This is a genomic window from Serratia sp. TMDUHS_CL, from assembly GCF_037137105.1.
Classification (GTDB): domain Bacteria; phylum Pseudomonadota; class Gammaproteobacteria; order Enterobacterales; family Enterobacteriaceae; genus Serratia; species Serratia nevei.
In genome coordinates, this window is the sequence record NZ_JBBBDV010000006.1 from 13,821 (window position 1) to 38,163 (window position 24,343).

At 62.2% G+C, this 24,343-nt stretch carries 22 protein-coding genes; 12 read left to right on the forward strand and 10 right to left on the reverse strand.

What is annotated here, in order from left to right; translation table 11 throughout:
* Nucleotides 1–19 precede the first annotated feature (19 nt).
* The 3 genes from WCL58_RS12900 to kdsA are packed head-to-tail and all read left to right on the forward strand — an operon-like array spanning nt 20 to nt 2,140.
* A complete protein-coding gene (locus WCL58_RS12900; protein WP_170310367.1) occupies nt 20–421 on the forward strand; it encodes a SirB2 family protein in 402 nt (133 codons plus the stop codon).
* On the forward strand, nt 418–1,227 hold the full coding sequence (gene sirB1, locus WCL58_RS12905) for an invasion regulator SirB1 (protein WP_038872030.1): 810 nt from the start codon (nt 418–420) through the stop codon (nt 1,225–1,227). Before WCL58_RS12900 ends, sirB1 begins: the two co-directional genes overlap by 4 nt.
* A 58-nt stretch (nt 1,228–1,285) precedes the next feature.
* Nucleotides 1,286–2,140, forward strand: a complete 855-nt coding sequence (kdsA, locus tag WCL58_RS12910) for a 3-deoxy-8-phosphooctulonate synthase (RefSeq protein WP_038872048.1) — start codon at nt 1,286–1,288, stop codon at nt 2,138–2,140.
* Nucleotides 2,141–2,187: 47 nt separating this feature from the next.
* Here kdsA and dauA read toward each other — a convergent pair whose 3' ends face one another.
* Nucleotides 2,188–3,876 carry a C4-dicarboxylic acid transporter DauA gene (gene dauA, locus WCL58_RS12915; protein ID WP_336851253.1) on the reverse strand — a complete coding sequence of 563 codons (1,689 nt, stop codon included), beginning with the start codon at nt 3,874–3,876 and terminating at the stop codon, nt 2,188–2,190.
* 232 nt (nt 3,877–4,108) lie between these two features.
* Nucleotides 4,109–4,594, reverse strand: a complete 486-nt coding sequence (locus WCL58_RS12920) for a heme-degrading domain-containing protein (RefSeq protein ID WP_060440173.1) — start codon at nt 4,592–4,594, stop codon at nt 4,109–4,111.
* 199 nt (nt 4,595–4,793) lie between these two features.
* Here WCL58_RS12920 and WCL58_RS12925 point away from each other — a divergent pair, with 199 nt between their 5' ends.
* Nucleotides 4,794–5,894: a GGDEF domain-containing protein gene (locus WCL58_RS12925; RefSeq protein WP_049202546.1), complete on the forward strand. Its 1,101-nt coding sequence runs from the start codon at nt 4,794–4,796 to the stop codon at nt 5,892–5,894.
* Between the two features lie 34 nt (nt 5,895–5,928).
* Here WCL58_RS12925 and mfd read toward each other — a convergent pair whose 3' ends face one another.
* Together mfd and WCL58_RS12935 are read right to left on the reverse strand one after the other, a co-directional pair.
* Nucleotides 5,929–9,402, reverse strand: a complete 3,474-nt coding sequence (gene mfd / locus WCL58_RS12930; protein ID WP_060440172.1) for a transcription-repair coupling factor — start codon at nt 9,400–9,402, stop codon at nt 5,929–5,931.
* Between the two features lie 152 nt (nt 9,403–9,554).
* Complete coding sequence (locus WCL58_RS12935; RefSeq protein ID WP_060440171.1) at nt 9,555–10,538, reverse strand: threo-3-hydroxy-L-aspartate ammonia-lyase; 984 nt, start codon at nt 10,536–10,538, stop codon at nt 9,555–9,557.
* A 93-nt stretch (nt 10,539–10,631) separates the two neighbouring features.
* Here WCL58_RS12935 and WCL58_RS12940 point away from each other — a divergent pair, with 93 nt between their 5' ends.
* The 6 genes from WCL58_RS12940 to cobB all read left to right on the forward strand — a co-directional run bounded on the left by WCL58_RS12940 (nt 10,632) and on the right by cobB (nt 16,347).
* The gene (locus WCL58_RS12940; protein WP_038877816.1) at nt 10,632–11,273 is read left to right on the forward strand and encodes a helix-turn-helix transcriptional regulator; all 642 of its coding nucleotides are present in this window, start codon (nt 10,632–10,634) and stop codon (nt 11,271–11,273) included.
* A 105-nt stretch (nt 11,274–11,378) separates the two neighbouring features.
* Nucleotides 11,379–12,581 (forward strand): lipoprotein-releasing ABC transporter permease subunit LolC, encoded by a 1,203-nt coding sequence (gene lolC, locus WCL58_RS12945; protein ID WP_038877815.1) that lies wholly within the window; start codon nt 11,379–11,381, stop codon nt 12,579–12,581.
* On the forward strand, nt 12,574–13,278 hold the full coding sequence (lolD, locus tag WCL58_RS12950; RefSeq protein ID WP_004941120.1) for a lipoprotein-releasing ABC transporter ATP-binding protein LolD: 705 nt from the start codon (nt 12,574–12,576) through the stop codon (nt 13,276–13,278). The genes lolC and lolD overlap by 8 nt, the downstream gene beginning before the upstream one ends.
* The gene (gene lolE / locus WCL58_RS12955; protein ID WP_336851254.1) at nt 13,278–14,525 is read left to right on the forward strand and encodes a lipoprotein-releasing ABC transporter permease subunit LolE; all 1,248 of its coding nucleotides are present in this window, start codon (nt 13,278–13,280) and stop codon (nt 14,523–14,525) included. The genes lolD and lolE overlap by 1 nt, the downstream gene beginning before the upstream one ends.
* A 53-nt stretch (nt 14,526–14,578) precedes the next feature.
* A complete protein-coding gene (gene nagK, locus WCL58_RS12960; protein WP_336851255.1) occupies nt 14,579–15,499 on the forward strand; it encodes an N-acetylglucosamine kinase in 921 nt (306 codons plus the stop codon).
* An 11-nt stretch (nt 15,500–15,510) separates the two neighbouring features.
* On the forward strand, nt 15,511–16,347 hold the full coding sequence (cobB, locus tag WCL58_RS12965; protein WP_015377583.1) for a Sir2 family NAD+-dependent deacetylase: 837 nt from the start codon (nt 15,511–15,513) through the stop codon (nt 16,345–16,347).
* A gap of 48 nt (nt 16,348–16,395) precedes the next feature.
* Here cobB and potD read toward each other — a convergent pair whose 3' ends face one another.
* From potD to WCL58_RS12990, 5 genes are all read right to left on the reverse strand, one after another.
* Nucleotides 16,396–17,439, reverse strand: a complete 1,044-nt coding sequence (potD, locus tag WCL58_RS12970; RefSeq protein WP_060419358.1) for a spermidine/putrescine ABC transporter substrate-binding protein PotD — start codon at nt 17,437–17,439, stop codon at nt 16,396–16,398.
* 228 nt (nt 17,440–17,667) lie between these two features.
* The gene (gene potC, locus WCL58_RS12975; protein WP_047727722.1) at nt 17,668–18,450 is read right to left on the reverse strand and encodes a spermidine/putrescine ABC transporter permease PotC; all 783 of its coding nucleotides are present in this window, start codon (nt 18,448–18,450) and stop codon (nt 17,668–17,670) included.
* On the reverse strand, nt 18,447–19,307 hold the full coding sequence (gene potB / locus WCL58_RS12980; protein WP_060419356.1) for a spermidine/putrescine ABC transporter permease PotB: 861 nt from the start codon (nt 19,305–19,307) through the stop codon (nt 18,447–18,449). The genes potC and potB overlap by 4 nt, the downstream gene beginning before the upstream one ends.
* A complete protein-coding gene (gene potA / locus WCL58_RS12985) occupies nt 19,291–20,406 on the reverse strand; it encodes a spermidine/putrescine ABC transporter ATP-binding protein PotA (protein WP_060440168.1) in 1,116 nt (371 codons plus the stop codon). The genes potB and potA overlap by 17 nt, the downstream gene beginning before the upstream one ends.
* 25 nt (nt 20,407–20,431) lie before the next feature.
* Nucleotides 20,432–20,704 carry a hypothetical protein gene (locus tag WCL58_RS12990; RefSeq protein WP_126179550.1) on the reverse strand — a complete coding sequence of 91 codons (273 nt, stop codon included), beginning with the start codon at nt 20,702–20,704 and terminating at the stop codon, nt 20,432–20,434.
* Between the two features lie 57 nt (nt 20,705–20,761).
* Here WCL58_RS12990 and pepT point away from each other — a divergent pair, with 57 nt between their 5' ends.
* Nucleotides 20,762–21,991 (forward strand): peptidase T, encoded by a 1,230-nt coding sequence (gene pepT / locus WCL58_RS12995; RefSeq protein WP_060419352.1) that lies wholly within the window; start codon nt 20,762–20,764, stop codon nt 21,989–21,991.
* 90 nt (nt 21,992–22,081) lie between these two features.
* On the forward strand, nt 22,082–23,170 hold the full coding sequence (locus WCL58_RS13000; RefSeq protein ID WP_084827857.1) for a malate/lactate/ureidoglycolate dehydrogenase: 1,089 nt from the start codon (nt 22,082–22,084) through the stop codon (nt 23,168–23,170).
* A 40-nt stretch (nt 23,171–23,210) separates the two neighbouring features.
* Here WCL58_RS13000 and WCL58_RS13005 read toward each other — a convergent pair whose 3' ends face one another.
* Entirely contained in the window at nt 23,211–24,332 is a 1,122-nt protein-coding gene (locus WCL58_RS13005) for a ribosomal protein uL16 3-hydroxylase (RefSeq protein ID WP_336851256.1), read from the reverse strand.
* Between the last annotated feature and the right edge of the window lie 11 nt (nt 24,333–24,343).

The window sequence follows — 24,343 nt, forward strand, 5'->3', positions numbered from 1 at the left end:
CCGAGCCATTTAAGGGAGCATCATGACTGCATACACCGCGTTGAAACATTTCCATTTGCTGACGGTCGCCATCAGTATTACCTTGTTTGTGCTGCGTTTCTTTTGGCAGTGGCGCCGCTCGCCGATCATGGGCCGCCGCTGGGTCAAGGTAGCGCCGCACCTGAACGACACGCTGCTGTTCGTCAGCGGCATCGCGCTGGTGGTGACGTTCGGGTTTTATCCGCTGCTGGGTATGGACTCATGGCTGACCGAGAAGCTGTTTGGCGTTATTATCTATATCCTGCTTGGCTACGTCGCATTGGGCAAGAAGACCAAAAGTCAGCGGCTGCGAACCGTGGCGTTCGTGCTGGCGTTGGGCTGCCTGTACCTGATAATTAAACTTGCCACGACGAAAATACCGTTTCTGATGGGATACCTATGAGTAGCATTGCTGATTTTGAATTTAACGCCTCGCCGCTGAGCGAAGGGGTGATCCTGGTGTCGCAGTCGGTGCGGCGCGATTTCCCGGTTGCCGACGTGGAGCGCAAGCTGCAACAGCTGGTGGACGAAGCGCGCGCGGCGGTGCCGGTCGATATCACTCAGGAGCAGCAACTGGATGCGCTCATCGAACTGTTTTACAAGACCTGGGGATTCGGCGGCGCCAGCGGCGTGTACCGCCTGTCGGACGCCATCTGGCTGGACAAGGTGCTGGAAGCGCGGCAGGGCACGCCGGTCTCGCTGGGCACTATCTTCCTGCATATCGCCAACGCGCTGGACCTGCCGCTGCTGCCGGTGATTTTCCCCACTCAGCTGATCCTGCGCGCCGACTGGCTGGACGAAGAGCTGTGGCTGATCAACCCGCTGAACGGCGAAACCCTGAGCGAGCACCAGCTGGAAGTGTGGATCAAGGGCAACCTGGGGCTGGGCGCCGAGCTGGAAGACGACGATCTCGACGAGTCGGAGAACATCATGGTGGTGCGCAAGATGCTCGATACGCTGAAGGCCGCCCTGATGGAAGAAAAGCAGCTGGAAATGGCGCTGCGCACCAGCGAAACGGTGCTGTGCTTCGATCCGGAAGACCCGTACGAGATCCGCGACCGCGGGCTGATTTACGCCCAGCTGGAGTGCAACCATATCGCGATTTCCGACCTCAACTATTTTGTCGAGCAGTGTCCTGAAGACCCGGTCAGCGAAGTGATCAAAGTACAGATCCACTCGATTGAGCCGAAACAGGTGACGCTGCATTAATTCAATGACTCCGTGCAGTTTGCAAGGCGACGGTTACAACCTTAACAAAGGCGAAAGCATGAAACAGAAAGTGGTTAGCATTGGCGATATCGACGTAGCAAACGATCTGCCGTTTGTGCTGTTTGGCGGTATGAACGTGCTGGAATCGCGCGATCTGGCGATGAGCATCTGCGAACACTACGTCACCGTGACGCAAAAACTGGGCATCCCTTACGTATTCAAAGCCTCTTTCGACAAGGCCAACCGTTCTTCCATCCACTCGTACCGCGGTCCGGGCCTGGAAGAAGGGATGAAGATCTTCGAAGAGCTGAAAAAAACCTTCGGCGTGAAAATCATCACCGACGTGCATGAAGCGGCGCAGGCGCAGCCGGTTTCCGAAGTGGTTGACGTGATCCAGCTGCCGGCCTTCCTGGCGCGTCAGACCGATCTGGTGGAAGCGATGGCGAAAACCGGCGCGGTGATCAACGTCAAGAAGCCGCAGTTCGTCAGCCCGGGGCAGATGGGCAACATCGTCGACAAGTTCAAAGAAGGCGGCAACGATCAGGTGATCCTGTGCGATCGCGGCAGCAACTTCGGCTATGACAACCTGGTGGTCGACATGCTGGGCATCAACGTGATGAAGAACGTGACCGGCGGCCATCCGGTGATCTTCGACGTGACCCACGCGCTGCAGACCCGCGATCCGTTCGGCGCCGCGTCCGGCGGCCGCCGCGCTCAGGTGGCCGAGCTGGCGCGCGCCGGTATGGCGGTTGGCCTGGCCGGCCTGTTCCTCGAAGCGCACCCGGATCCGAAAAACGCCAAGTGCGACGGCCCGTCCGCGCTGCCGTTGGACAAGCTGGAGCCGTTCCTGGCGCAGATGAAAGCCATCGACGACCTGGTGAAGAGCTTCCCGGAGCTGGATACCAGCAACTAAGCGTTCGTAGCCATAAAAAAAGCCCGACTCGTCGGGCTTTTTTACGTTTAGGCGCCGGTGGCCGCCAGCGCTTCCGGCAGCGTCGGGTAGAACTGCAGGCGGCCCTCGATCGGCTGCACCCGCGCACGCGCCAGGGTTTTCAGCGGCTGGAACGGCACGTCGGTGATCACCAGCTTTTTGTCTGCCGGCAGCACGTCGATAAAGCGCCGCAGGGCGCTCAGGCCGCCGGCATCGAGCACCGGAACCGCATCCCATTGCAGCACGATCGTGCGGTAGCCTTCGCTGCGCGCCAGCAGTTCGGTAAAGATGCGCTCGGCGGCGGCGAAGAACAGCGGGCCGTTCACCCGGAGCACCAGGCGGCCGTCGCCGGCGCTCAGCTCGCTCAGCCGCGTCATGCGGGCGATGCGGCGCATAAACAGCAGCGACGCCAGCACGATGCCCACGGTAATGGCGATCACCATATCGAACAGCACCGTCAGCGACATGCACAGCAGCAGCACCAGAATGTCGTCCTTCGGCGCCCGGCGCAGCAGATAAATCACCTTGTGCGCCTCGCTCATGTTCCAGGCGACCATCAGCAGCAGCGCCGCCATCGCCGCCAGCGGCAGGTAAGAGAGCCACGGTGCCAATACCAGCAGCGCCAACAGCACCAGCAACGCGTGGATGATGGCGGACACCGGCGAGGTGGCGCCGGCGCGCACGTTGGCCGCCGAACGGGCAATCGCGGCGGTGGCGGTAATGCCGCCGAAGAACGGCGCGATGATGTTACCCGCACCCTGGCCGATCAGCTCGCTGTTCGAGTTGTGCTTCTTGCCGGTCATGCCGTCGAGCACCACGGCGCACAGCAGCGATTCGATCGCGCCGAGCATCGCCATCGAAAACGCCGCCGGCAGCAGGGCGGAAACGGTTTGCCAGCTCAGGGTGAACGGCTGCCCGCCGCCGCCCGGCAGATCCCAGGGCAGCAGCAGCTGCGGCAGGATCGGCGGGATGCCCTGGCCGCTGCTGCCGTCGGCCAGCAGGTAGCTGAAGCGCGAGCCGATGGTTGCCACCGGGTGGTCAAACAGCGCCAGCAGCCCCATCAGCGCGGTGCCCGCCAGCAGCGCCGGCAGGTGGCCCGGCACCCGCAGGCCGAGCTTGGGCCAGAAGATCAGGATCAGGAGCGTCACCGCGCCGATCAGGGTATCGCCGAAATCCAGCGTTGGCAGCGCCTGCAGCAGGGCGTACAGCTTGCCGACGTAATTTTCCGGCGTGCGCGCCAGCTGCAGGCCGAAGAAGTCCTTGATCTGCATGGTGGCGATGGTGATGGCGATACCGGAGGTAAAGCCGAGCGTCACCGGCAGCGGAATGTACTCGATCAGCCGGCCAAAGCGCGCCAGCCCCATCAGCAGCAGAAACACCCCGGAGATCAGCGTGGCGACCAGCAGGCCGGCCAATCCGAACTGCTGCGAAACCGGATACAGGATCACCACGAAGGCGGCGGTGGGGCCGGAGACGCTGTAGCGCGAACCGCCGCTGACGGCGATGACGATCCCGGCGATGGCGGCGGTATACAGGCCGTACTGCGGCGGCACGCCGCTGGCGATCGCCAGCGCCATCGCCAGCGGGATGGCGATAATACCGACCGTCACCCCGGCGATAGCGTCTTTCAGCAACCGCGCCAGGCTATAAGGTTCCCGCCAGCAGGCGTCTATCAGCGCGCTGAAGGGGCGAATTTTGTTTATTTCATGCGTTTTCATCTACGGTGCGTACCAAATCTTCAAAAGTGAAAGGAATGGCGGGCCCGATGAGGTCCGTCTTGTCACGTGACAGATACCATACGCCTTTTGTTCAGCGGATTACCAGACCTGTGTCAATTTGGCGCAGGAAATCAGAGAGTCGCCCTTTTGTTTGGCGCTAAATGCGGATAACAGATAAGTCAGCCGCAGATTCTGCGGCTGAAAAGGAAAGGAATAATCAAGGTTTTAACGGCTAGTGGAGCGCGGGCAGGGATAAGCCGAGAAAGTGGGCTAAAGTGCTTACCAGCAGCTGGTGATCTTCCTTCTGCGGCGCGCCGGAAATGCTGATGCTGCCGATGCAGCCGAGGCCGGTCAGAGTGAGCGGGAAGGCGCCGCCGTGCACCGAATAGTCGCGCACGCTCAGCCCGTAGCGCTCTTCCAGCGACGTTTGCCGCTGCTGCAGGCGCAGGCCGATAGCATAAGAGCTTTTGTGAAAATGATTCACCAGATTGCGCTTGCGCCGCACCCAGTCGGCGATGTCTGGCGTGGCGCCCGGCATGGCGTAATAAAACAGCGTCTGCCCGGCCAGTTGGATCTCGATGGCGATGCTCAGACCGCGCCGCTCGGCGGCGGTTTTCAGCGCCGCGCCCAGCTCCCAGGCGGTGGCGGCGTCAAAATGGGTAAAGGCCAGCGTCGCTTCCTGTTCGCTGAGCGCCTGCAGTTCATCGTCGATATTCATGCGGTTCTCCCCCGATAACACAAAGCACAGAGTAGCCTGAAGCGCGCATCGTGAGATAGACGGCTTGGCGATAAGATAGAACTGCTACTCTATTAATAGACTGTGTAAAATAGCCGCCGCCGAAGCGGAGACGACAGGGATGCGTTATTCAACGTCTGCATATCAACCCCTGGCGATCCCGAGGAGCCGCTGACTATTTATGACCTACATTGCGTCCATTCCCGCCATTTACAGCGACGCCTGCATCACCTACGCCACGCTGTCGGTAAGCTATTTCGTTCTCAGTAAAAACGCGCCGTTCTCCTATCGCTCTGCGCTGTGGAAGCGCGTCGTATTCGGCCTGTTGGCCGGGGTGGCGGTGCTGTATTTAAGCCAGGACCGGCTGGAGCTGACCGATAAGGTGCACTACAGTTTTTCGATGATTCCGATGATCCTGGTGACTTTTTTCGGCGGCGGCATCAGTGGGCTGGTGAGCTTTTTGTTCGCCATGGCGCTGACCGGCGGTTTCACCGTCGATAACCTGTTTATCGCCTCAATCCTGGTGCCGTTGCTGCTGTCGCGCGTGTGGCTGAAGAAATCCCACTGGGTGTTTTACCTGACGATCGGCGCCATCGCACTGTATCGCATCGCGGTGGTGTGGCTGCTGGTGGACATGAGCGGGCTATGGCTGGACGTGTTGCTGTACCAGGCGGTTTCCGCGCTCTGCCTGGCGATTTGCTACCATGCGCTGAATTTCAAAGAGCGCCACATCTACGCCTATTTCGCGATGCGCGCCCGCGCCACGACCGACAGCCTGACCCATATCAACAACCGCGCCAGCGTCGATTACCACCTGATGCTGCAGCGCGCCGAACGCCGCCCGTGCGGGCTGATGATCCTCGATCTGGATGATTTCAAAAAGATCAATGACACCTACGGCCACCCGGCCGGTGACGTGCTGCTGGCCAGCGTCGGCCGGCTGCTGCAAAACAGCGTGCGCAACGAGGACTTCGTCGGGCGTTACGGCGGCGAGGAGTTTATGGTGATCACCGCCAGCTACGATCCGCTGGTCATCGGTGGGGTGGCGGAGCGCATTCGCAGCGCGGTGGAGAGCTCGACGTTCTTGCTGAATGCCCACGATGAAGCGCACATCACGCTGTCGATCGGCGTGTCGCTGTATCTGCCCGGCATGACGCTGGACAAGGCGATCGCCATGACTGACGAAGCGTTATATGAGGCGAAGCGCAGCGGTAAAAATCGGGTGGTGACCAGCCGCGTGATGCAGCTGGCGCCGCTGGGCGCCGGTTTCCCGCGCGAATAAGCCGCCTCCCGCCGCGCCGGCGGGAGGCGTTGGCTCAGGCCGCCAGCGTGTGTTCGCGGAAGGCGTCCAGCAGATCTTCGGTGAACGTCAGGCGTTTCTGGCGGTCGGCCAAATCGAGCGTGAACTTCAGCTTGCTCGGGCCGTCCAGGCGGTAAACCTGCGGATTGCCTTGCAACAGGCCGATCAGATAACCCGGGTCGACGCGGTTGTTGTCGCCGAACTCGATAAAGCCGCCGCGCTCGTTGCTCTCGATGCGTTTGATGCCCAGCTTCTGTGCATGCAGGCGCAGCGCCGCGCACTGCAACAGGTTGCGCGCCGCGTCCGGCAACTGGCCAAAGCGGTCGATCAGCTCGACTTTCAGCTCATCCAGCTCGCCGTCGCTCTTCGCGCTGGCGATACGCTTGTACAGCGACAGACGGGTATTGACGTCGGGAATGAAATCTTCCGGCAGCAGCGCCGGCATGCGCAGTTCCACCTCGGTCTGGCTGCTGGTGAGATCTTCCAGCGACGGTTCGCGGCCGTTTTTCAACGCATCGACGGCGCTTTCCAACAGCTCCATGTAGAGTGAGAAACCGACGGTGGTCATCTGGCCGCTCTGGTCTTCGCCCAGCAGTTCGCCGGCGCCGCGGATCTCCAGATCGTGGGTCGCCAGCGCGAAACCGGCGCCGAGATCTTCCAGCGATGCGATGGCTTCGAGCCGTTTATGGGCATCGGTGCCCATGGCTTTCGGGTTCGGCGTCAGCAGATAGGCGTAAGCCTGGTGGTGCGACCGCCCGACGCGGCCGCGCAGCTGGTGCAGCTGCGCCAGGCCGAAGCGATCGGCCCGCTCGATGATGATGGTGTTGGCGCTGGGGATATCGATGCCGGTCTCGATGATGGTGGTGCACACCAGCACGTTGAAGCGCTGGTGGTGGAAATCGTTCATCACCCGTTCCAGATCGCGTTCGCGCATCTGGCCGTGGCCGATGGCGATGCGCGCTTCCGGCACCAGTTCCGCCAGGCGCTGCGCCGCTTTCTCGATGTTTTCCACGTCGTTGTAGAGGTAGTAAACCTGGCCGCCGCGCAGCACTTCACGCAGGATCGCCTCGCGCACCACCAGGCTGTCGTATTCGCGCACGAAGGTCTTCACCGCCAGCCGGCGAGCCGGCGGGGTGGCGATGATCGACAGATCGCGCATGCCGCTCATCGCCATGTTCAGGGTACGCGGGATTGGCGTGGCGGTCAGCGTCAGGATATCGACGTCGGCGCGCATCGCCTTGATGCGTTCTTTATGGCGCACGCCGAAGCGGTGTTCTTCATCGACGATCAGCAGCCCCAGGTCTTTCCAGCGCAGATCGCTCTGCAACAGCTTGTGGGTGCCGATGATGATGTCCACTTTGCCTTCGGCCGCGTCGTCCAGCACCTGCTGCTGCTCTTTGGCGCTGCGGAAGCGCGACATCATTTCGATGCGGATCGGCCAGGTGGCGAAGCGATCGCGGAAGTTGTCGAAGTGCTGCTGCGCCAGCAGGGTGGTCGGCACCAGCACCGCCACCTGCTTGCCGTTTTCCACCGCCAGGAAGGCGGCGCGCATCGCCACTTCGGTTTTGCCGAAGCCGACGTCGCCGCACACCAGGCGGTCCATCGCCAGCGGCTGGCACATGTCGCTCAGCACCGCGTTGATCGCCTGTTCCTGATCCGGCGTGGTTTCGAACGGGAAGCTCTGGCAGAACAGCTGGTACTGTTCGCGATTGTGTTTGAAGGCGAAACCGGCCTTGGCGGCGCGCTGGGCGTAGATATCCAGCAGCTCCGCCGCCACGTCGCGCACGCGCTCGGCCGCTTTCTGCCGCGCGCGCGTCCAGGCGTCGCCGCCCAGCTTGTGCAGCGGGGCGTTTTCGTCCGCGCCGCCGGCGTAGCGGCTGATCAGATGCAGTGAAGAAACCGGCACGTACAGCTTGTCCTCACCGGCGTAGGAGAGGATCAGGTACTCGGCCTTGATGCCGCCGGCCTCCAGCGTGGTCAGGCCGACGTAGCGGCCGACGCCGTGTTCCAGATGCACCACCGGCTGGCCGGGATGCAGCTCCGCCAGGTTGCGGATCAGGGTATCGGTATTGATGGTGCGCCGGTTGTCCTGCCGGCGGCGGCTGACGCGCTCGCCGAGCAGATCGCTTTCGCAGATCAGCGCCCGCTGGCGCAGGCCGTCGAGGAAGCCGTGTTCGGCGGCACCGACCATCATGTAACGGCCCGCCGTTTCCGCCTGATCGAGGCGCTGAATCAGCGCCGGCGCCAGCTTGATGCGGCCGAGCAGATCCTGCAGCGTTTCACGCCGCCCCTCGCTCTCGACGGAGAAAATCACGCTGCCGTCGAAGCCTTCGATAAAGCGCCGTAGGTTATCCAGCGGGGATTTATGCTGCGCTTGCACCGCCAGATCGGGCAGGGCATGGTAGTCCAGATTGGTATTGCCGGCCTTGGCCGGCAGCTCATCGGTTTTCAGCGCGATGCGCGGCCAGGCCTTCAGCTCGCCGAACAGCGCGTCGACGCGCAGCCACAGCGTATCCGGCGCCAGCAGCGGGCGCATCGGATCGACGCGGCGGCTTTCGTAACGCTGGTTGACGTCCTGCCAGAAGCGCTCGGCGGCGCCCTCCAGATCGCCGGTGTTGACGATCAGCGTATTGGCCGGCAGGTAGCTGAACAGCGACGGCAGCGGCTGGCTGAAGAACAGCGGCTGCCAGTATTCGATGCCGGCCGGCCAGGCGCTTTTGCTGACCTGCTGATAGATGTGCTCGGCGTCGCGGCGCACCTCAAACTGCTCGCGCCACTGGCTGCGAAACAGCTCGATGGCGTTTTTGTCGGTGGGGAACTCGTGGGCCGGCAACAGATTGATGGCCTCGACTTCGCTCAACGTGCGCTGGGTATCGACGTCGAAGATGCGCAGGCTGTCGATTTCGTCATCGAAGAAGTCGATGCGGTAAGGCTCATCGCTGCCCATCGGGTAAAGATCGAGCAACGCGCCGCGGGTGGCGAATTCGCCGTGCTCCATCACCTGATCGACGCTGCGGTAACCGGCCTGTTCCAGCTGCGCGCGCAGCTTGTCGCGCGACAGGCGCTGGCCTTTCTTCATCACCAGCGCGTGGCCGTGCAGGAACTCGTGCGGGCAGACGCGCTGCATCAGGGTGTTGACCGGCAGAATAATCACGCCGCGCGCCATGGTCGGCAGGTGATACAGGCTCGACAAACGATCTGAGATGATTTCCTGATGCGGCGAGAAGCTGTCGTACGGCAGGGTTTCCCAGTCGGACAGCGTGGTCACCATCTGGTCGGTGAACTGCTGGATCTCGTCGCGCAGCCGCAGGGCGTTTTGCATGTCCGGCGCGATCAGCATCACCGGGCCAGGGTGGCGTTCGACGATCTCGGCGCACTCCACGGCGCAGGCCGCGCCGGTCAGTTGCCCCAGCTGGCGCAGATCGCCCGCGCGATCGGGCAGAGAATAACGGGGGGATGAGGAACGGTTACGGCTATCGGAAGTGCTCATTCAGGTATCTTTAATCAATGTGTTAGAGGGCGTTCCGGCACGGATAACCCAGCGCCTTTATGCTGTTTATAGTAGCCCAGCGGCCGCCAAACTGACACAGCAAAAAGCGCTATACCCTGATGTTCCGCCTGTTATTTAACCGATGCGCCGCGTTAATTTTCGCCGGCCAGGGCGAGATAGTGCGCAATCTTGTCGACGTCGAGGTTGCCGCCGCTGACGATAACGCCGACCTTTTTACCGCGCAGATCGAGCAGGCCGTTCATCGCCGCCGCGGCCGCCAGGCAGCCGGTCGGCTCAACCACCATTTTCATCCGCTCCATAAAGAAGCGCATTTGCCGACACAGCTGGGCGTCGCTGACCGTCAGAATGCCTTCGACATAGGCCTGAATGATCGGGAAGGTCAGCTGCCCGACCTGTTGGGTCTGCGCGCCGTCGGCAATGGTTTTCGGCACCGGGATGTGCACCGGTTCACCGCGCTGAAAGGCTTGCTGAACGTCGTTGCCGGCTTCAGGCTCGACGCCGAACACGCGACAGCCCGGCGACCAGTGATGCGCCGCCACCGCGCTGCCGGCCAGCAGGCCGCCGCCGCCGGTGCACACCAACAGCAGATCCAATGGCCCGGTCTCTTCAAACAGCTCCTTGGCGGCGGTGCCCTGGCCGGCGATCACCTGCGGGTAATCGTACGGTGGCACCAGCGTCAGGCCCCGCTCTGCGGCCAGGCGTCGGGTGATTTCTTCACGATCTTCGCTGTGGCGCTGATAGATGACCACGTTGGCGCCATAGCCGCGCGTGGCTGCCAGCTTGGCCGCAGGGGCGTCATCGGGCATTACGATGGTGGCGCTAACGCCCAATTCGCGCGCCGCCAGCGCCATCGCCTGTGCGTGGTTGCCGGATGAAAAGGCGATTACCCCGGCCCGACGCTGCTCTGCGCTGAGTTGCGCGATGGCGTTATAGGCGCCGCGAAATTTGAAGGCGCCGATGCGCTGAAAATTCTCGCACTTGAAGAACAGCTGCGCGCCGGCGATCTGGTCGGCCTGGCGCGAAGTCATGACCGGCGTGCGCAGGGCATGCCCGGCGATAACGTCGGCGGCGGTGGCAATATCGGCGGCGGTGATGCAGCGTGGGACTGAACTCATGGCGACCTCGCACAGGTAAGTAATGGACGATGCATTGCTTGGTGTGGATTTTTAATTTACTCTTTGTAAAGTTATTGTCAAATGGTTAACTTAATGAGCGATCTCAGGCAGGAAAATGCGCTGTTGCTGCGCGAAGCGGAAAAAATTGTTCAGGCGTTGGGCGTGATGTTCGCGCCCGGTTGCGAAGTGGTGCTGCACGATCTGACCCAGCCCGATCGCGCCATTGTCGCCATCGCCAACAATCTATCCAACCGCCGCATCGGCGACGCCGCGACGGAAATGGGGCTGGAGCGCATCGCGTCGCCGGAGTTTCCAGACGTGGTGCAGAACTACGCCAGCGTGTTTCCGGACGGGCGCCCGGCCAAGAGCACCTCGATCGGCCTGCGCAATAGCCAGGGCCGCTTTGTGGCGGCAATTTGCCTCAATCTGGATGTGTCTATCTTCAACAGCGTCACCGCTATCCTGCAGCAGCTGACGGCGGTGGTGCAAAGCGCCGCGCCGCAGGCGGCGGAGAGTGCACGCTCGCTGTCGGACATCGCCGCGGCGATCAACGCGTTCGCCGCGTCGCATGCCACCCAGCCGCGCGCTTTGTCTTCCGAACAGCGGTTTCAGGTGGTGCAACAGCTGAAGCAGCAAGGGTATTTGCAACTGCGCGGCGCGGCCACCATGGTGGCCGAAGCGCTCGGCATCTCGCGGGTGTCGGTCTATAACCTGCTCAAGCGAGACGCCGGATGAGGGGCCGCCCGGCGCAATAAAAGGCCGCCGGGTGTTCCCTAAACGAGGGAGAGCCTTTATTATCCATGATCACTTTGCTTAAGCCACGGCTATCAAACGGATTTCATGTATCAACCTGTCGCGTTATTCATTGGCCTGCGCTACATGCGCGGGCGAGCCTCAGACCGCTTCGGGCGGTTTGTTTCCTGGCTTTCCACCATCGGCATTACGCTGGGGGTGATGGCGTTGGTCACCGTGCTGTCGGTGATGAACGGTTTCGAAAAGGATCTGGAGAACAACATCCTCGGCCTGATGCCGCAGGCGTTGGTTACCAGTCCGCAAGGATCGGTCAACCCGCAGCAGCTGCCGGCCTCCGAGGTGCAGAAGCTGCAGGGCGTCACGCGCGTCGCACCGCTGACCACCGGTGACGTGGTGCTGCAAAGCGCCCGCAGCGTGGCGGTCGGGGTGATGCTCGGCGTCAATCCCGACGAAGCCGATCCGCTGACCCCGTATCTGGTCAACGTCAAGCAGCAACAGCTGCAGCCGGGCCAATACAACATCATCATCGGCGAACAGCTGGCGGGGCAACTCGGCGTCAAGCGCGGCGATTCGCTGCGCGTGATGGTGCCGAGCGCCAGCCAGTTCACACCGATGGGCCGCATTCCCAGCCAGCGCCTGTTCACCCTTATCGGCACCTTCCACGCCAACAGCGAGGTGGACGGCTATCAGCTGCTGGTCAACCAACAGGACGCTTCGCGCCTGATGCGCTACCCGGCGGGCAACATCACCGGCTGGCGCCTGTTCCTGCAGCAGCCGCTGGCGGTCGATACCCTCAGCCAACAGGCGCTGCCGGCGGGCACGGTCTGGAAAGACTGGCGCGATCGCAAGGGCGAGCTGTTCCAGGCGGTGCGCATGGAGAAAAACATGATGGGGCTGCTGCTCAGCCTGATCGTGGCGGTGGCGGCGTTTAACATCATTACGTCGCTCGGCCTGCTGGTGATGGAAAAGCAGGGCGAGGTCGCCATTCTGCAGACCCAGGGGCTGACTCGCCGCCAGATCATGTCGGTGTTTATGGTGCAGGGCGCCAGCGCCGGTATCATCGGTTCGCTGCTCGGCACGCTGCTTGGCGTGCTGCTGGCCACCAACCTGAATAACCTGATGCCGATCCTCGGCGCCTTGATCGACGGCGCTTCGCTGCCGGTGGCGGTCGATCCGCTGCAGGTAACGATCATCGCCGTGGTGGCGATGGCGGTTTCCTTGTTGTCCACGCTTTATCCTTCATGGCGCGCTGCCGCCGTACAACCCGCTGAGGCTTTACGTTATGAGTAACCATCTTTTGCTGCAGTGTGACAACCTGTGCAAGACCTATCAGGAAGGCAATCTGCACACCGACGTGCTGCGCAATGTCAGCTTTGCCATGCAGCAGGGCGAGATGATGGCGATCGTCGGCAGCTCGGGTTCCGGCAAGAGTACCCTGTTGCACCTGCTGGGCGGGTTGGACTCACCGACCTCCGGCGAGGTGATCTTCAAGGGCGAATCGCTGAACGCCATGTCTTCGGCGGCCAAGGCCGAGCTGCGCAACCGCCAGCTGGGCTTCATCTATCAGTTTCACCATTTGCTGCCGGACTTCACCGCGCTGGAAAACGCCGCCATGCCGCTGCTGATCGGCGGCGCCAAGCCGGCGCAGGCGCAGGAGAAGGCGCGGGAGATGCTGGCGGCGGTCGGGCTGGAAAAACGCAGCAAGCACCGCCCGTCCGAGCTCTCCGGCGGCGAGCGTCAGCGTGTGGCGATCGCGCGCGCGCTGGTCAACAACCCGGCGCTGGTGCTGGCGGACGAACCGACCGGTAACCTGGACAAACGCACCGCAGACAGCATCTTCGATCTGCTGGGCGAGCTGAACGTGCGTCAGGGCACCGCTTTTCTGGTGGTGACGCACGATCTGCAGCTGGCCAAGCGCCTGAGCCGCCAGCTGGAAATGGCCGACGGCCACCTGCAGGCGCAGCTGACCCTGATGGGGGCCGAGTAATGGCGGGAGCCTCACTGTCCTTCCTGACGGCCCTGCGTTTCAGCCGCGGCCGTAAACGCGGCGGCATGGTGTCGCTGATCTCGGTCATCTCCACCATCGGCATTGCGCTAGGGGTGGCGGTGCTGATCGTCGGCCTGAGCGCGATGAACGGTTTTGAGCGCGAGCTGAAGAACCGCATTCTGGCGGTGGTGCCGCACGGCGAACTCGAGCCGGTCAATCAGCCGTTCAGCGGCTGGCCGTCGATTCTGCAGCGGGTGGAAAAGGTGCCGGGCATTGTGGCCGCCGCGCCGTACATCAACTTTACCGGCCTGATGGAAAACGGCGCGCAGCTGCGCGCGGTGGAAGTCAAAGGCGTTGATCCGCAGCAGGAGAGCCAACTGAGCGCGCTGCCGCAGTATGTGCAGGGCGACGCCTGGGCCAACTTCAAGCCCGGCGAGCAGCAGGTGATCCTCGGCAAGGGCGTGGCCGACGCGCTGGGCGTCAAGCAGGGCGCCTATGTGACGGTGATGATCCCCAACAGCGACCCGGAAATGAAGCTGCTGCAGCCGAAGCGCATCCGTCTGCACGTGACCGGCATTTTGCAGCTCAGCGGCCAGCTCGATCACAGCCTGGCGCTGGTGCCGCTGGCCGATGCGCAGCAGTATCTCGATATGGGTGACAGCGTCACGGGCATCGCCCTCAAGATGAACGACGTGTTCGCCGCCAATAAACTGGTGCGCGACGCCGGCGAAGTGACCAATTCTTATATCTACATCAAAAGCTGGATCGGCAAGTACGGCTACATGTATCGCGATATCCAGATGATCCGCGCCATTATGTACCTGGCGATGGTGCTGGTGATCGGCGTGGCCTGCTTCAACATCGTGTCCACGCTGGTGATGGCGGTGAAAGACAAAAGCGCCGACATCGCGGTGCTGCGCACCCTGGGCGCCAAAGATGGCTTTATTCGCGCCATCTTCATCTGGTATGGGCTGCTGGCCGGGCTGCTGGGCAGCCTGAGCGGCGTGGTGATCGGGGTGATCGCCTCGCTGCAGCTGACCAACATCATCCGGGGCATCGAGAAACTGGTCGGCCACTCCTTCCTGTCGGGCGATATCTACTTCATCGACTTCCTGCCTTCCGAGCTGCACTGGCTGGACGTGCTGATCGTGCTGGCGACCGCCATCGTGCTGAGCCTGTTGGCCAGTTGGTATCCGGCCAGGCGCGCCAGCCGCATCGACCCGGCGCGGGTGCTGAGCGGACAATAAAACCCACGGGGAGGCAGCGATGCCGCCCCGTTTTTTTAGCCTGGGGATGGGTTATGTACTACGGTTTCGATATGGGCGGCACCAAGATTGAGCTGGGGGTATTCGACGACCACCTGCAGCGTATTTGGCAAAAGCGGGTGCCGACGCCGCGTGAAGATTACCGGCAGCTGCTGGCCACGCTGTGCGATCTGACCCTTGAGGCGGATGCGTTTTGCGGCCGGCGCGGCAGCGTCGGCATCGGCATCCCCGGCCTGCCCAACGACGATGACGGCACGCTGTTTACCGCCAACGTGCCGGCGGCGATGGGGCGGCCGCTGCCGCGCGATCTGGCGGCGCTGATCGGGCGCGAGGTGCGGGTCGATAACGACGCCAACTGCTTTGCGCTGTCGGAGGCCTGGGACGACGAGTTTCGCCGCTACCCGACGGTGCTGGGCATCATCCTCGGCACCGGCGTAGGCGGTGGGCTGATCGTCGACGGCAAGACGGTGCCAGGGCGTAACTATATTGCCGGCGAGTTCGGCCATTTGCGCCTGCCGGTGGACGCGCTCGAGGTCTTGGGGCGTGATGTGCCTCGCGTTGCCTGCGGGTGTGGCCATCAGGGTTGCATTGAAAATTACATATCGGGCCGCGGTTTCGAATGGATGTATGCCCATTTCTATAGCCGGCACTTGCCTGCCACCGAGATCATTGCGCATTATCAGGCGGGTGAGCCGCAGGCGGTGGCTCACGTTGACCGCTTTATGGACGTGCTGGCGATCTGCCTGGGCAACCTGCTGACGGTGCTGGATCCGCACCTGGTGGTGATCGGCGGCGGGCTGTCGAACTTCGACGCCATTTACCAGGCGTTGCCGCAGCGGCTGCCGGCGCATCTGCTGCGGGTGGCCCGGCTGCCGCGCATCGAGAAGGCGCGCTATGGCGACGCCGGCGGCGTGCGCGGCGCAGCGTTCCTCAATTTGGTAAACAGGGAAAAGTAAGGAGAGAGTTAATGCACACTCGCCATCGGCTGTGTCAGTTTCGCAAGAGTAAGCATGTGCTGCATCAGCGCTTTCGTTCACGCATTTTTCACCGTGACACCATGGCGGCGGCCGAGCTGAAAAAGCCGTTTGTGGTGGTGTTGACCGGGGCCGGCATTTCGGCCGAATCGGGCATTCGCACCTTCCGCGCCGCGGATGGGCTGTGGGAAGAGCACCGGGTGGAGGACGTCGCCACGCCGGAAGGTTTTCAGCGCGATCCGGCGCTGGTGCAGGCGTTTTACAACGAACGCCGCCGCCAGCTGCAGACGGAGGAGATCGCTCCGAATGCCGCGCACCGCGCGCTGGCGGATCTGGAAGAGTGGCTGGGGGACAACTTCCTGCTGGTCACGCAAAACATCGATAACCTGCATGAGCGCGCCGGCAGCAAGCGGGTGCTGCACATGCACGGCGAATTGCTGAAGGTGCGCTGCACCCAGTCGGGCCAGGTGTTCGAATGGCCCGGCGATCTCAGCGTTGACGACCGTTGCCACTGCTGCCAGTTCCCGGCGCCGCTGCGGCCGCACGTGGTGTGGTTCGGCGAGATGCCGCTGGGCATGGACGATATTTATCAAGCGCTGAGCAAGGCCGATTTCTTCGTCGCCATCGGCACCTCCGGCCACGTCTATCCGGCGGCCGGCTTCGTGCATGAGGCGCGGCTGGGCGGCGCCTACGCCATGGAGCTGAACCTGGAGCCGAGCCAGGTGGAGAGCCAGTTCGACGAGAAACACTACGGCCTGGCCAGCGAAGTGGTGCCGCGTTTTGTGCACAAATTCCTGGTGGGCAAGGTGGCGCGGGCCGACAGGCCCTGAGAAAGGCATCAGGGCGCACTGCGCGCCCTGATGGGATGGCGGGGCGTGTTAGCGCCCGGCTTTCAGCTTTTGGAAGTAGCTTTCGTACAGCGTGCTGGCGTCGCCGACGTCGTTTTGCCACTCGCCGTGTTCAATCACCGCCTTATCCGGGTAGAGTGACTTGTCATTGGCGATCTCCGGCGACAGCAGCTTCTTCGCCGCCAGGTTCGGCGTCGGGTAACCGATGGTTTCCGCCACCTGCACCGCGATTTCCGGCCGTAGCAGGAAGTCGATCAGCTTCAGCGCCCCCTCGACGTTGCGCGCGTTGGCCGGAATGGCCAGGCTGTCCATCCAGAAGATCCCGCCTTCCTTCGGCCAGACGATCTCCAGCGGCGTGCCGGCCTGGCGCGCCACGAAGGCCGAACCGTTCCACACCATACCGACGTTGACTTCCCCTTCCATAAACGGGTTGCCCGGGTTGTCGGAGTTGAAGGCCAGCACGTTCGGCATCAATTTCTGCAGTTCGTGATAGGCGGCTTCGATCTCTTTCGGGTCGGTGGTGTTGCCGGAATAGCCCAGCTTGAGCAGCGCCATCTGGAACACTTCGCGCGCGTCGTCGGTCAGCAGCAGGCGGCCTTTGTACTGCGGCTGCCACAGATCGGCCCAGGACGTGACGGTAGAGGGCTCCTGCGCATCGCTGTTAACGCCGATGGCGGTGGCGCCCCAGATATAGGGGATGGAATAGTCGTTGTTAGGATCGAACGGCTTGTTCAGCAGGGCAGGATCGAGATCCTTGAAGTGGCTGAGCTTGCTCTTGTCGATTTTTTGCAGCATGCCTTCCTTGCTCATCTTGGCGATGAAGTAGGTGGAAGGCACCACCAGATCGTACGCGCCGTCTTTATAGGTCTTCAGCTTGGCGTACATGCTTTCGTTGGATTCATAGGTGGAATAGATCACCTTGATGCCGGTTTCCTTGGTGAACTGCTCCAGCAGCCCCGGCGGGACGTATTCAGTCCAGTTATAGAAATACAGCGTTTTGCCGTCAGAGGCGTTTGCAGAGCAGAAACTCAGCGCCATCATCCCGGCTGCGAGCAGATGTGACCACTTTTTCATGCAGCGTATCCTTCAGCAGTAATGAGCCGAACCCGTATGGGCAAACCGTTTGGCGGCCGCGCCATACCCCAGAAAGGGGCCATTATAGGGGCCGGGGCGGGGTGGGTAAAGGCGGTTATCCCAGCGGCAAATCAGCGGGTTAACCGAGCCTGGCCGATCAAAAACGGCCGCAGTCATATCACTGCGGCGAATGAAAGAGTCGGGCGCCGCCGCGCCCGGCGGGAAGGGCTACTCGGCCTTGGGCGAGCGATCGCGCATCACCCACTGGCTGGCGATCACCAGCACCAGCGACAGCAGCAGCAAAATGGTGGCCAGCGCGTTGACCTCCGGCGAGACGCCGACTTTCACCATCGAATAGATCTTCAGCGGCAAGATTTCGTAGCTCGGCCCGGTGACGAAGGAGGAGACGACCACGTCGTCCATTGACAGGGTGAAGCTCAGCAGCCAGCCGGCCGCCACCGCCGGCATCGCCAGCGGCAGGATGATCTTGCGCAAAATGGTGAACTCGCTTGCGCCGAGATCGCGCGCGGCCTCCAGCATCTTCACGTCGAACCCTTTCAGGCGCGCGTAAACGGTCACCACCACGAACGGCAGGCAAAAGGTGATGTGCGAGAACAGCAGCGACCAGAAGCCGAGCGAAATGCCGAGCAGCATGAACAGCACCAGCAACGAGATGGCCATCACGATGTCCGGCGACATCATCACCACGAACAGCATGCCACCGACGAACGGCTTGCCGCGGAAGCGGTAACGGTACAGCGCCACCGCAGTCAGCGAGCCGATCAGCGTGGCGAAGGTGGCGGAGAGCACCGCCATGGTCAGCGAATGGCCGGCGGCCTGCAGCAGGCTGTCGTTATTCAGCAGCGTGCTGTACCACTTGGTGGTGGCTCCTTGCCAACTGATGCCGAAGCGCGAAGCGTTGAAGGAGTTGACGATCAGGATGACGATCGGGATATACAGGTAGGCGTATACCAGCGTCATAAAACCGCCGCGCAGCAGACGTCCGATCATGCCAGATCCTCCTTCTTGTTCAGCAGGCGGGCGGCCCGGTAATAGACCAGCAGCAACAGCCCCATCACCAGCGTCAGGCAGATGCTGGTAGCCGCGCCGAACGGCCAGTCGCGGATATTGAGGAACTGGCTTTTAATCACGTTGCCGATCAGCAGATTCTTGGCGCCGCCCATCAGATCGGCGACGAAGAACAGCCCCATCGCCGGCAGCACCACCAGCAGGCAGCCGGCGATAATGCCCGGCATGGTCAGCGGCACGATGATGCGGATAAAGGTCTGCAGCTTGCTGGCGCCGAGATCGCGCGCTGCCTCCAGGCAGGACTTATCGAGTTTTTCGATGCTGGAGTAGAGCGGCATCACCATAAACGGCAGCAGGATATACACCAGGCCGAGGATCACCGCTTCCGAGGTGTACATGATGCGCAGCGGCTTGTCGATGATGCCGATCCACAGCAGCGCGTCGTTGAGATAGCCGCGGGTGCTGAGAAACAGCTTCAGGCCGTAGATGCGGATCAGCGAGTTGGTCCAGAAGGGCACGATCAGCAGAAACAGCAGCAGCGGCCGCACCTTCTGCGGCAACCGCGCCAGAATAAAGGCGAACGGATAGCCAATCACCAGGCAGCACAGGGTGGCGATCAGCGCCATGTTCAGCGAGTGCAGCAGCACCTGGGCGTACAACGGATCGAACAAGCGCCGATAGTTATCCAGCGTGAACACCATCTGCACCAGATTGGCGTCGTCGCGGGTCAGGAAGCTGGTGGCGATGATCATCAGGTTCGGCATGAACACGAACAGCAGCAGCCAGGCGACGACGCCGACGATCACCACATTCTGGAAGACTTTACGCGATTTCTTCATCGGCCAGCACCACCTCCCAGCTTTCAACCCAGGTCACCGCCATCTTCTGGTTGAGCGAGTGGTCGACGTCCGGATCGTCTTCATTGAAGAACTCGCTGACCATCACCGTTTTACCGCTCTCCAGCTCAACCACCGACTCCAGCGTCATGCCTTTGTAGTTGCGCTCGCGCACGTAGCCGATCAGCCCGTCGTGCTGCGCGCTGTCGTTCACTTCTTCTACCCGCAGATCCTCCGGGCGCAGCAGCACCTTCAGCTTTTGGCCCGGCTCTACCGGCAGATCGGCATAGATGTCGCACTCGCGGCCTTCGACGTTGGCGCGCACCCGCTGCGCATCGAGGCGCTGCAAGACCACCGCGTCGAAGATGTTGATCTCGCCGATAAAGCTGGCGACGAACAGGTTCTTCGGCTCTTCGTAGATCTCACGCGGCGTGCCGTCTTGCTCGATGCGGCCTTCACGCATCACCACGATGCGATCCGACATGGTCAGTGCTTCTTCCTGATCGTGGGTGACGAACACGAAGGTGATGCCCAGCTTGCGCTGCAGCGCCTTCAGCTCGTTCTGCATCTGTTTGCGCAGCTTGTAGTCCAGCGCCGACAGCGATTCGTCCAGCAGCAGCACCTTCGGCTTGTTGACCACTGCGCGGGCGATGGCCACGCGCTGCTGTTGGCCGCCGGAGAGCTGGCCCGGCCGCCGCTGGGCGAACGCATCCAGCTGCACCATGCGCAGCGCCTCTTCAACGCGCGGCGTCAGTTCCGCCGCCGGCACCTTTTGCATGCGCAGGCCAAAGGCGACGTTGTCGAACACCGACATGTGCGGAAACAGGGCATAGCTCTGAAACACGGTGTTGACGTGGCGATGTTCGGCCGGAATGGCAGTGATGTCCTGGCCGTCGAGCACGATGCGGCCCCGATCGGCGTCTTCAAGACCGGCGATCAGGCGCAGCACCGTGGTTTTGCCACAGCCGGAGGGGCCGAGAATGGTGAGGAATTCGCCGTGGTTAATCGCCAGTTCGAGATCGGCAATGATGGTTTTGCCATCGAACGCTTTGCTCAGGGCATGCAGTTCAACAAGGGGAGTCAGAGAGGATGTCTCAGTCATTTATCGTATTACTCTATCCCGTGGGCTAATGCAGATAGAACCGCAACTGGAAAAGACTGCCGGAGCTTGCGGAATGCCCGCTGATCAAATGAAGCTCAAACCAGTTGCGCCAATGGAAATTTTTCGAGCGCGCATGATAGACGCTGAATGCCGGAATTGAAAGCCGATCCGGCCCAGATGCCGCGTTTTTCATCATGATAGCGACAAATGACCCTGTGATGACAGTGTTATTTCCCTCAGAAATCATCACAAAGATTAATGATATTGGCGAATTCTGGTTAAAAATGACCTGACGCAATATTTGATCCTGATCGGTTCCGCATAATGAAACGCGATATTCTGAGGGGCCGCTACCATGGACAAATTACTTGACCGCTTTTTCAACTACGTCTCTTTTGACACCCAGTCCAAAGCGAACGTAAAGCATGTGCCGAGCACCGACGGGCAGTTGAAGCTGGCGCGTGCGTTGCAGCAGGAAATGATCGCGCTCGGCTTCGAGCGGGTGTCGCTCAGCGAACACGGCTGCGTGATGGGCACCTGGCCGGGCAACGTCGCCTGGCCGGTGCCGGCGGTCGGTTTTATCGCCCATCTGGATACCTCGCCGGATTTCAGCGGCAAACACGTCAATCCGCAGATCGTCGAGAACTATCGCGGCGGCGACATCGCGCTCGGCATCGGCGATGAGGTGCTGTCGCCGGTGATGTTCCCGATCCTGCACCAGATGCTGGGGCAGACCCTGATCACTACCGACGGCAAAACGCTGCTGGGCGCCGACGACAAGGCCGGCATCGCCGAGATCCTCACCGCCATGGTGCGCCTGCGCGCGCGCAAAATCCCGCACGGCGACATCCGTGTGGCCTTCACCCCGGACGAGGAGGTGGGCAAGGGGGCGCAGCTGTTCGACGTGGCGGCCTTCAATGCCGAATGGGCTTACACCGTGGACGGCGGCGGCGTCGGCGAGCTCGAGTGCGAGAACTTCAACGCCGCCTCGGTGACGATCAAAATCCTCGGCAACAGCGTGCACCCCGGCAGCGCCAAGGGCGTGATGGTCAACGCGCTGTCGCTGGCCACCCGTATTCATCAGGCGTTGCCGGCGGACGAAGCGCCGGAGACCACCGAAGGCTACCAGGGCTTTTTTCACCTCAGCAGCATCAAGGGCAGCGTAGAGCGCGCCGAAATGCACTATATCCTGCGCGACTTCGAGCGCGAGGGGTTTGAAGCGCGCAAGCGCAAGATGGTGGACATCGCCCGCGAGGTCGGCAAAGGCCTGCCGCGCGATTGCTATATCGAAGTGAGCATCGAAGACAGCTATTACAACATGCGCGAACAGGTGGCGGAGCACCCGCATGTGATCGCGCTGGCGCAGCAGGCGATGCGCGACTGCGACATCGAACCGGTGATGAAGCCGATCCGCGGCGGCACCGACGGCGCGCAGCTGTCGTTCCGCGGCCTGCCGTGCCCGAACCTGTTCACCGGCGGCTACAACTACCACGGCAAGCACGAATTCGTGACCCTGGAAGGCATGGAGCAAGCGGTGGCGGTGATCATGCGCATCGCGGCGCTGGCCGCCGAGCGGGCGCGGTAAACGGGACGCTTGCGATCGGCATAATCGCTTGCCGTAACAAGGCGTTGCTCATAGTGTGGAAGCCTATTCCCCACGCATAAGGACCGCATGATGAGCACCGAATACCGTATCGCCAGCCCGCATTTGGCGCAGTTCGTTCAGGCGATTTGGCGCCAGGCCGGCAGCACGGCGCGCGAAGCCGAGCTGGTGGCCGATCATCTGGTGCAGGCCAATCTGGCCGGGCACGACTCGCACGGCGTCGGCATGATCCCCAGCTACATGGCGTCGTTGGCGCAGGGGCAATTGCAGCTCAATCAGCATGCCGAGGTGGTGCGCGACGCCGGCGCGGTGCTGACGCTCGACGGTGCGCGCGGTTTCGGTCAGGTGGTGGCCAGCGAAGCGATGGCGCTGGGCATTGAACGCGCCGGCAAGCTGGGCCTGGCGGCGGTGGCGCTGCACAACGCGCACCATATCGGCCGCATAGGCCATTGGGCGGAGCAGTGCGCTCGCGCCGGTTTCATTTCGATTCACTTCGTCAACGTGGTGGGCGATCCGATGGTGGCGCCGTTCGGCGGCAGCGATCGTCGCTTCGGCACCAACCCGTTCTGCGCCATTTTCCCGCGGCCGGGCCGCACGCCGCTGCTGTTGGATTTTGCCACCAGCGGTATCGCCTTCGGCAAGACCCGGGTGGCCTATAACAAAGGGCTGTCGGTGGCGCCGGGCTATCTGATCGACGAACACGGGCAGCCGACCACCGAACCGAAAGTGATGCACGAAGCGCCGTTCGGTTCGCTGCTGCCGTTCGGCTTGCACAAAGGCTATGCGCTGGCGGCGATGTGCGAAATCCTCGGCGGCGCGCTCTCCGGCGGCCGCACCACCCACGACGCCACGCTGAAAGCCGACAGCGACGCCATCTTCAACTGCATGACGACCCTGATCCTCGATCCTCAGGCCTTCGACGCCCCGCAAATGCAGGCCGAAGCCGAAGCCTTTATCGGCTGGGTGAAAGCTTCGCCGCCGAGCGGCGAACAGCCGATCGCCGTCCCGGGAGAGTGGGAAGAGGCCAACCGCGCGGCGCGGCTGGAGCAGGGCATCCCGATCGATGCCAATACCTGGCGGCAGATTTGTGCGGCGGCGGAGCAGGCGGGCATGGCGGCGGGGGAACTGGCGGATTACCGCGCACAGGCGCGCCAGGCATAAAAAAGCCACCCGGCAGGGTGGCTTGTTCGCGTGAAGGCAATCAGTCGTTAAAGTACCAATACCCGCTGTTGACCAGCGCGGTCAGCAGCGCCAGGAACGACGGGTCGTCCACCGCGTCGCCGAGCAGGGCGGCATCGACGCTGAAGTTTTGGCACAGGGCGTCTGCGGCCTGCAGCTGGTCGGTGTCGATCAGCTCGCCGTTGACGAAGCAGCGATCGCCGACGCGCAGCACGCGCAACCCACCCAGGCGCTGCAGCGCTTCACCCTGTTGCAGCAGCTCGTAGATTTCCCCGGCCTGATACGGTGGCTCCGGCGGCGCCAGATCCAGCTCGTGGCGCGACTGGGAGATGAACTCGCCGAACCAGTGCTGGAAGTGTTCCGGCTGTTGCACCAGATCCAGCATCATCTGCCGTAAGGCGTCCACTTCCTGCGGCAGGATCTCCGCCGGGTGTTCGCGCAGTTTAACGTCCGGATCGCCGTAGCGCTTGCTGCCCAGTTCGCGCGCCAGCACGTAGTCGGCGAAGCCGCTCACCAGCTCGCGGCCGTTCGGTGCGCGGAAGCCCACCGAGTAGTTGAGCGCGTTTTCCAGCGCGTAGCCTTCGTGCGGGAAGCCCGGCGGAATGTAGAGAATGTCGCCCGGCTCCATCTCTTCGTCGATGATGGCGTCGAACGGTTCCACCTGCAGCAGATCCGGATGCGGGCAGTGCTGTTTCAGCGGCGTTTTTTCCCCGACGCGCCAGCGGCGGCGGCCGGTGCCCTGAATGATGAACACGTCGTACTGATCGAGGTGCGGGCCGACGCCGCCGCCCGGTACCGAGAAGGAGATCATCAGGTCATCCATCCGCCAGTCCGGCAGCTGGCGGAACGGGCGCATCAGCGCTGCGGAAGGCTCATGCCAGTGGTCCACCGCCTGCACCAGCAGCGACCAGTTGTTTTCGCTCAGGTGGTCGAAGCTCTCGAAGGGGCCGTGTTCAACCTGCCAACGGCCGTCCTGGTGGCTGACCAGGCGGCTGTCCACTTCGTTTTCCATCGCCAGCCCGGCCAGCTCATCCGGGGAGATCGGATCGATAAAGTTTTTGAAGCCGCGCTTCAGAATCACCGGACGCTTTTGCCAATAACGTTGCAAAAAATCGTTCCAGTCCAGGTCTAATTGATAATCCATGTTCTATTCCA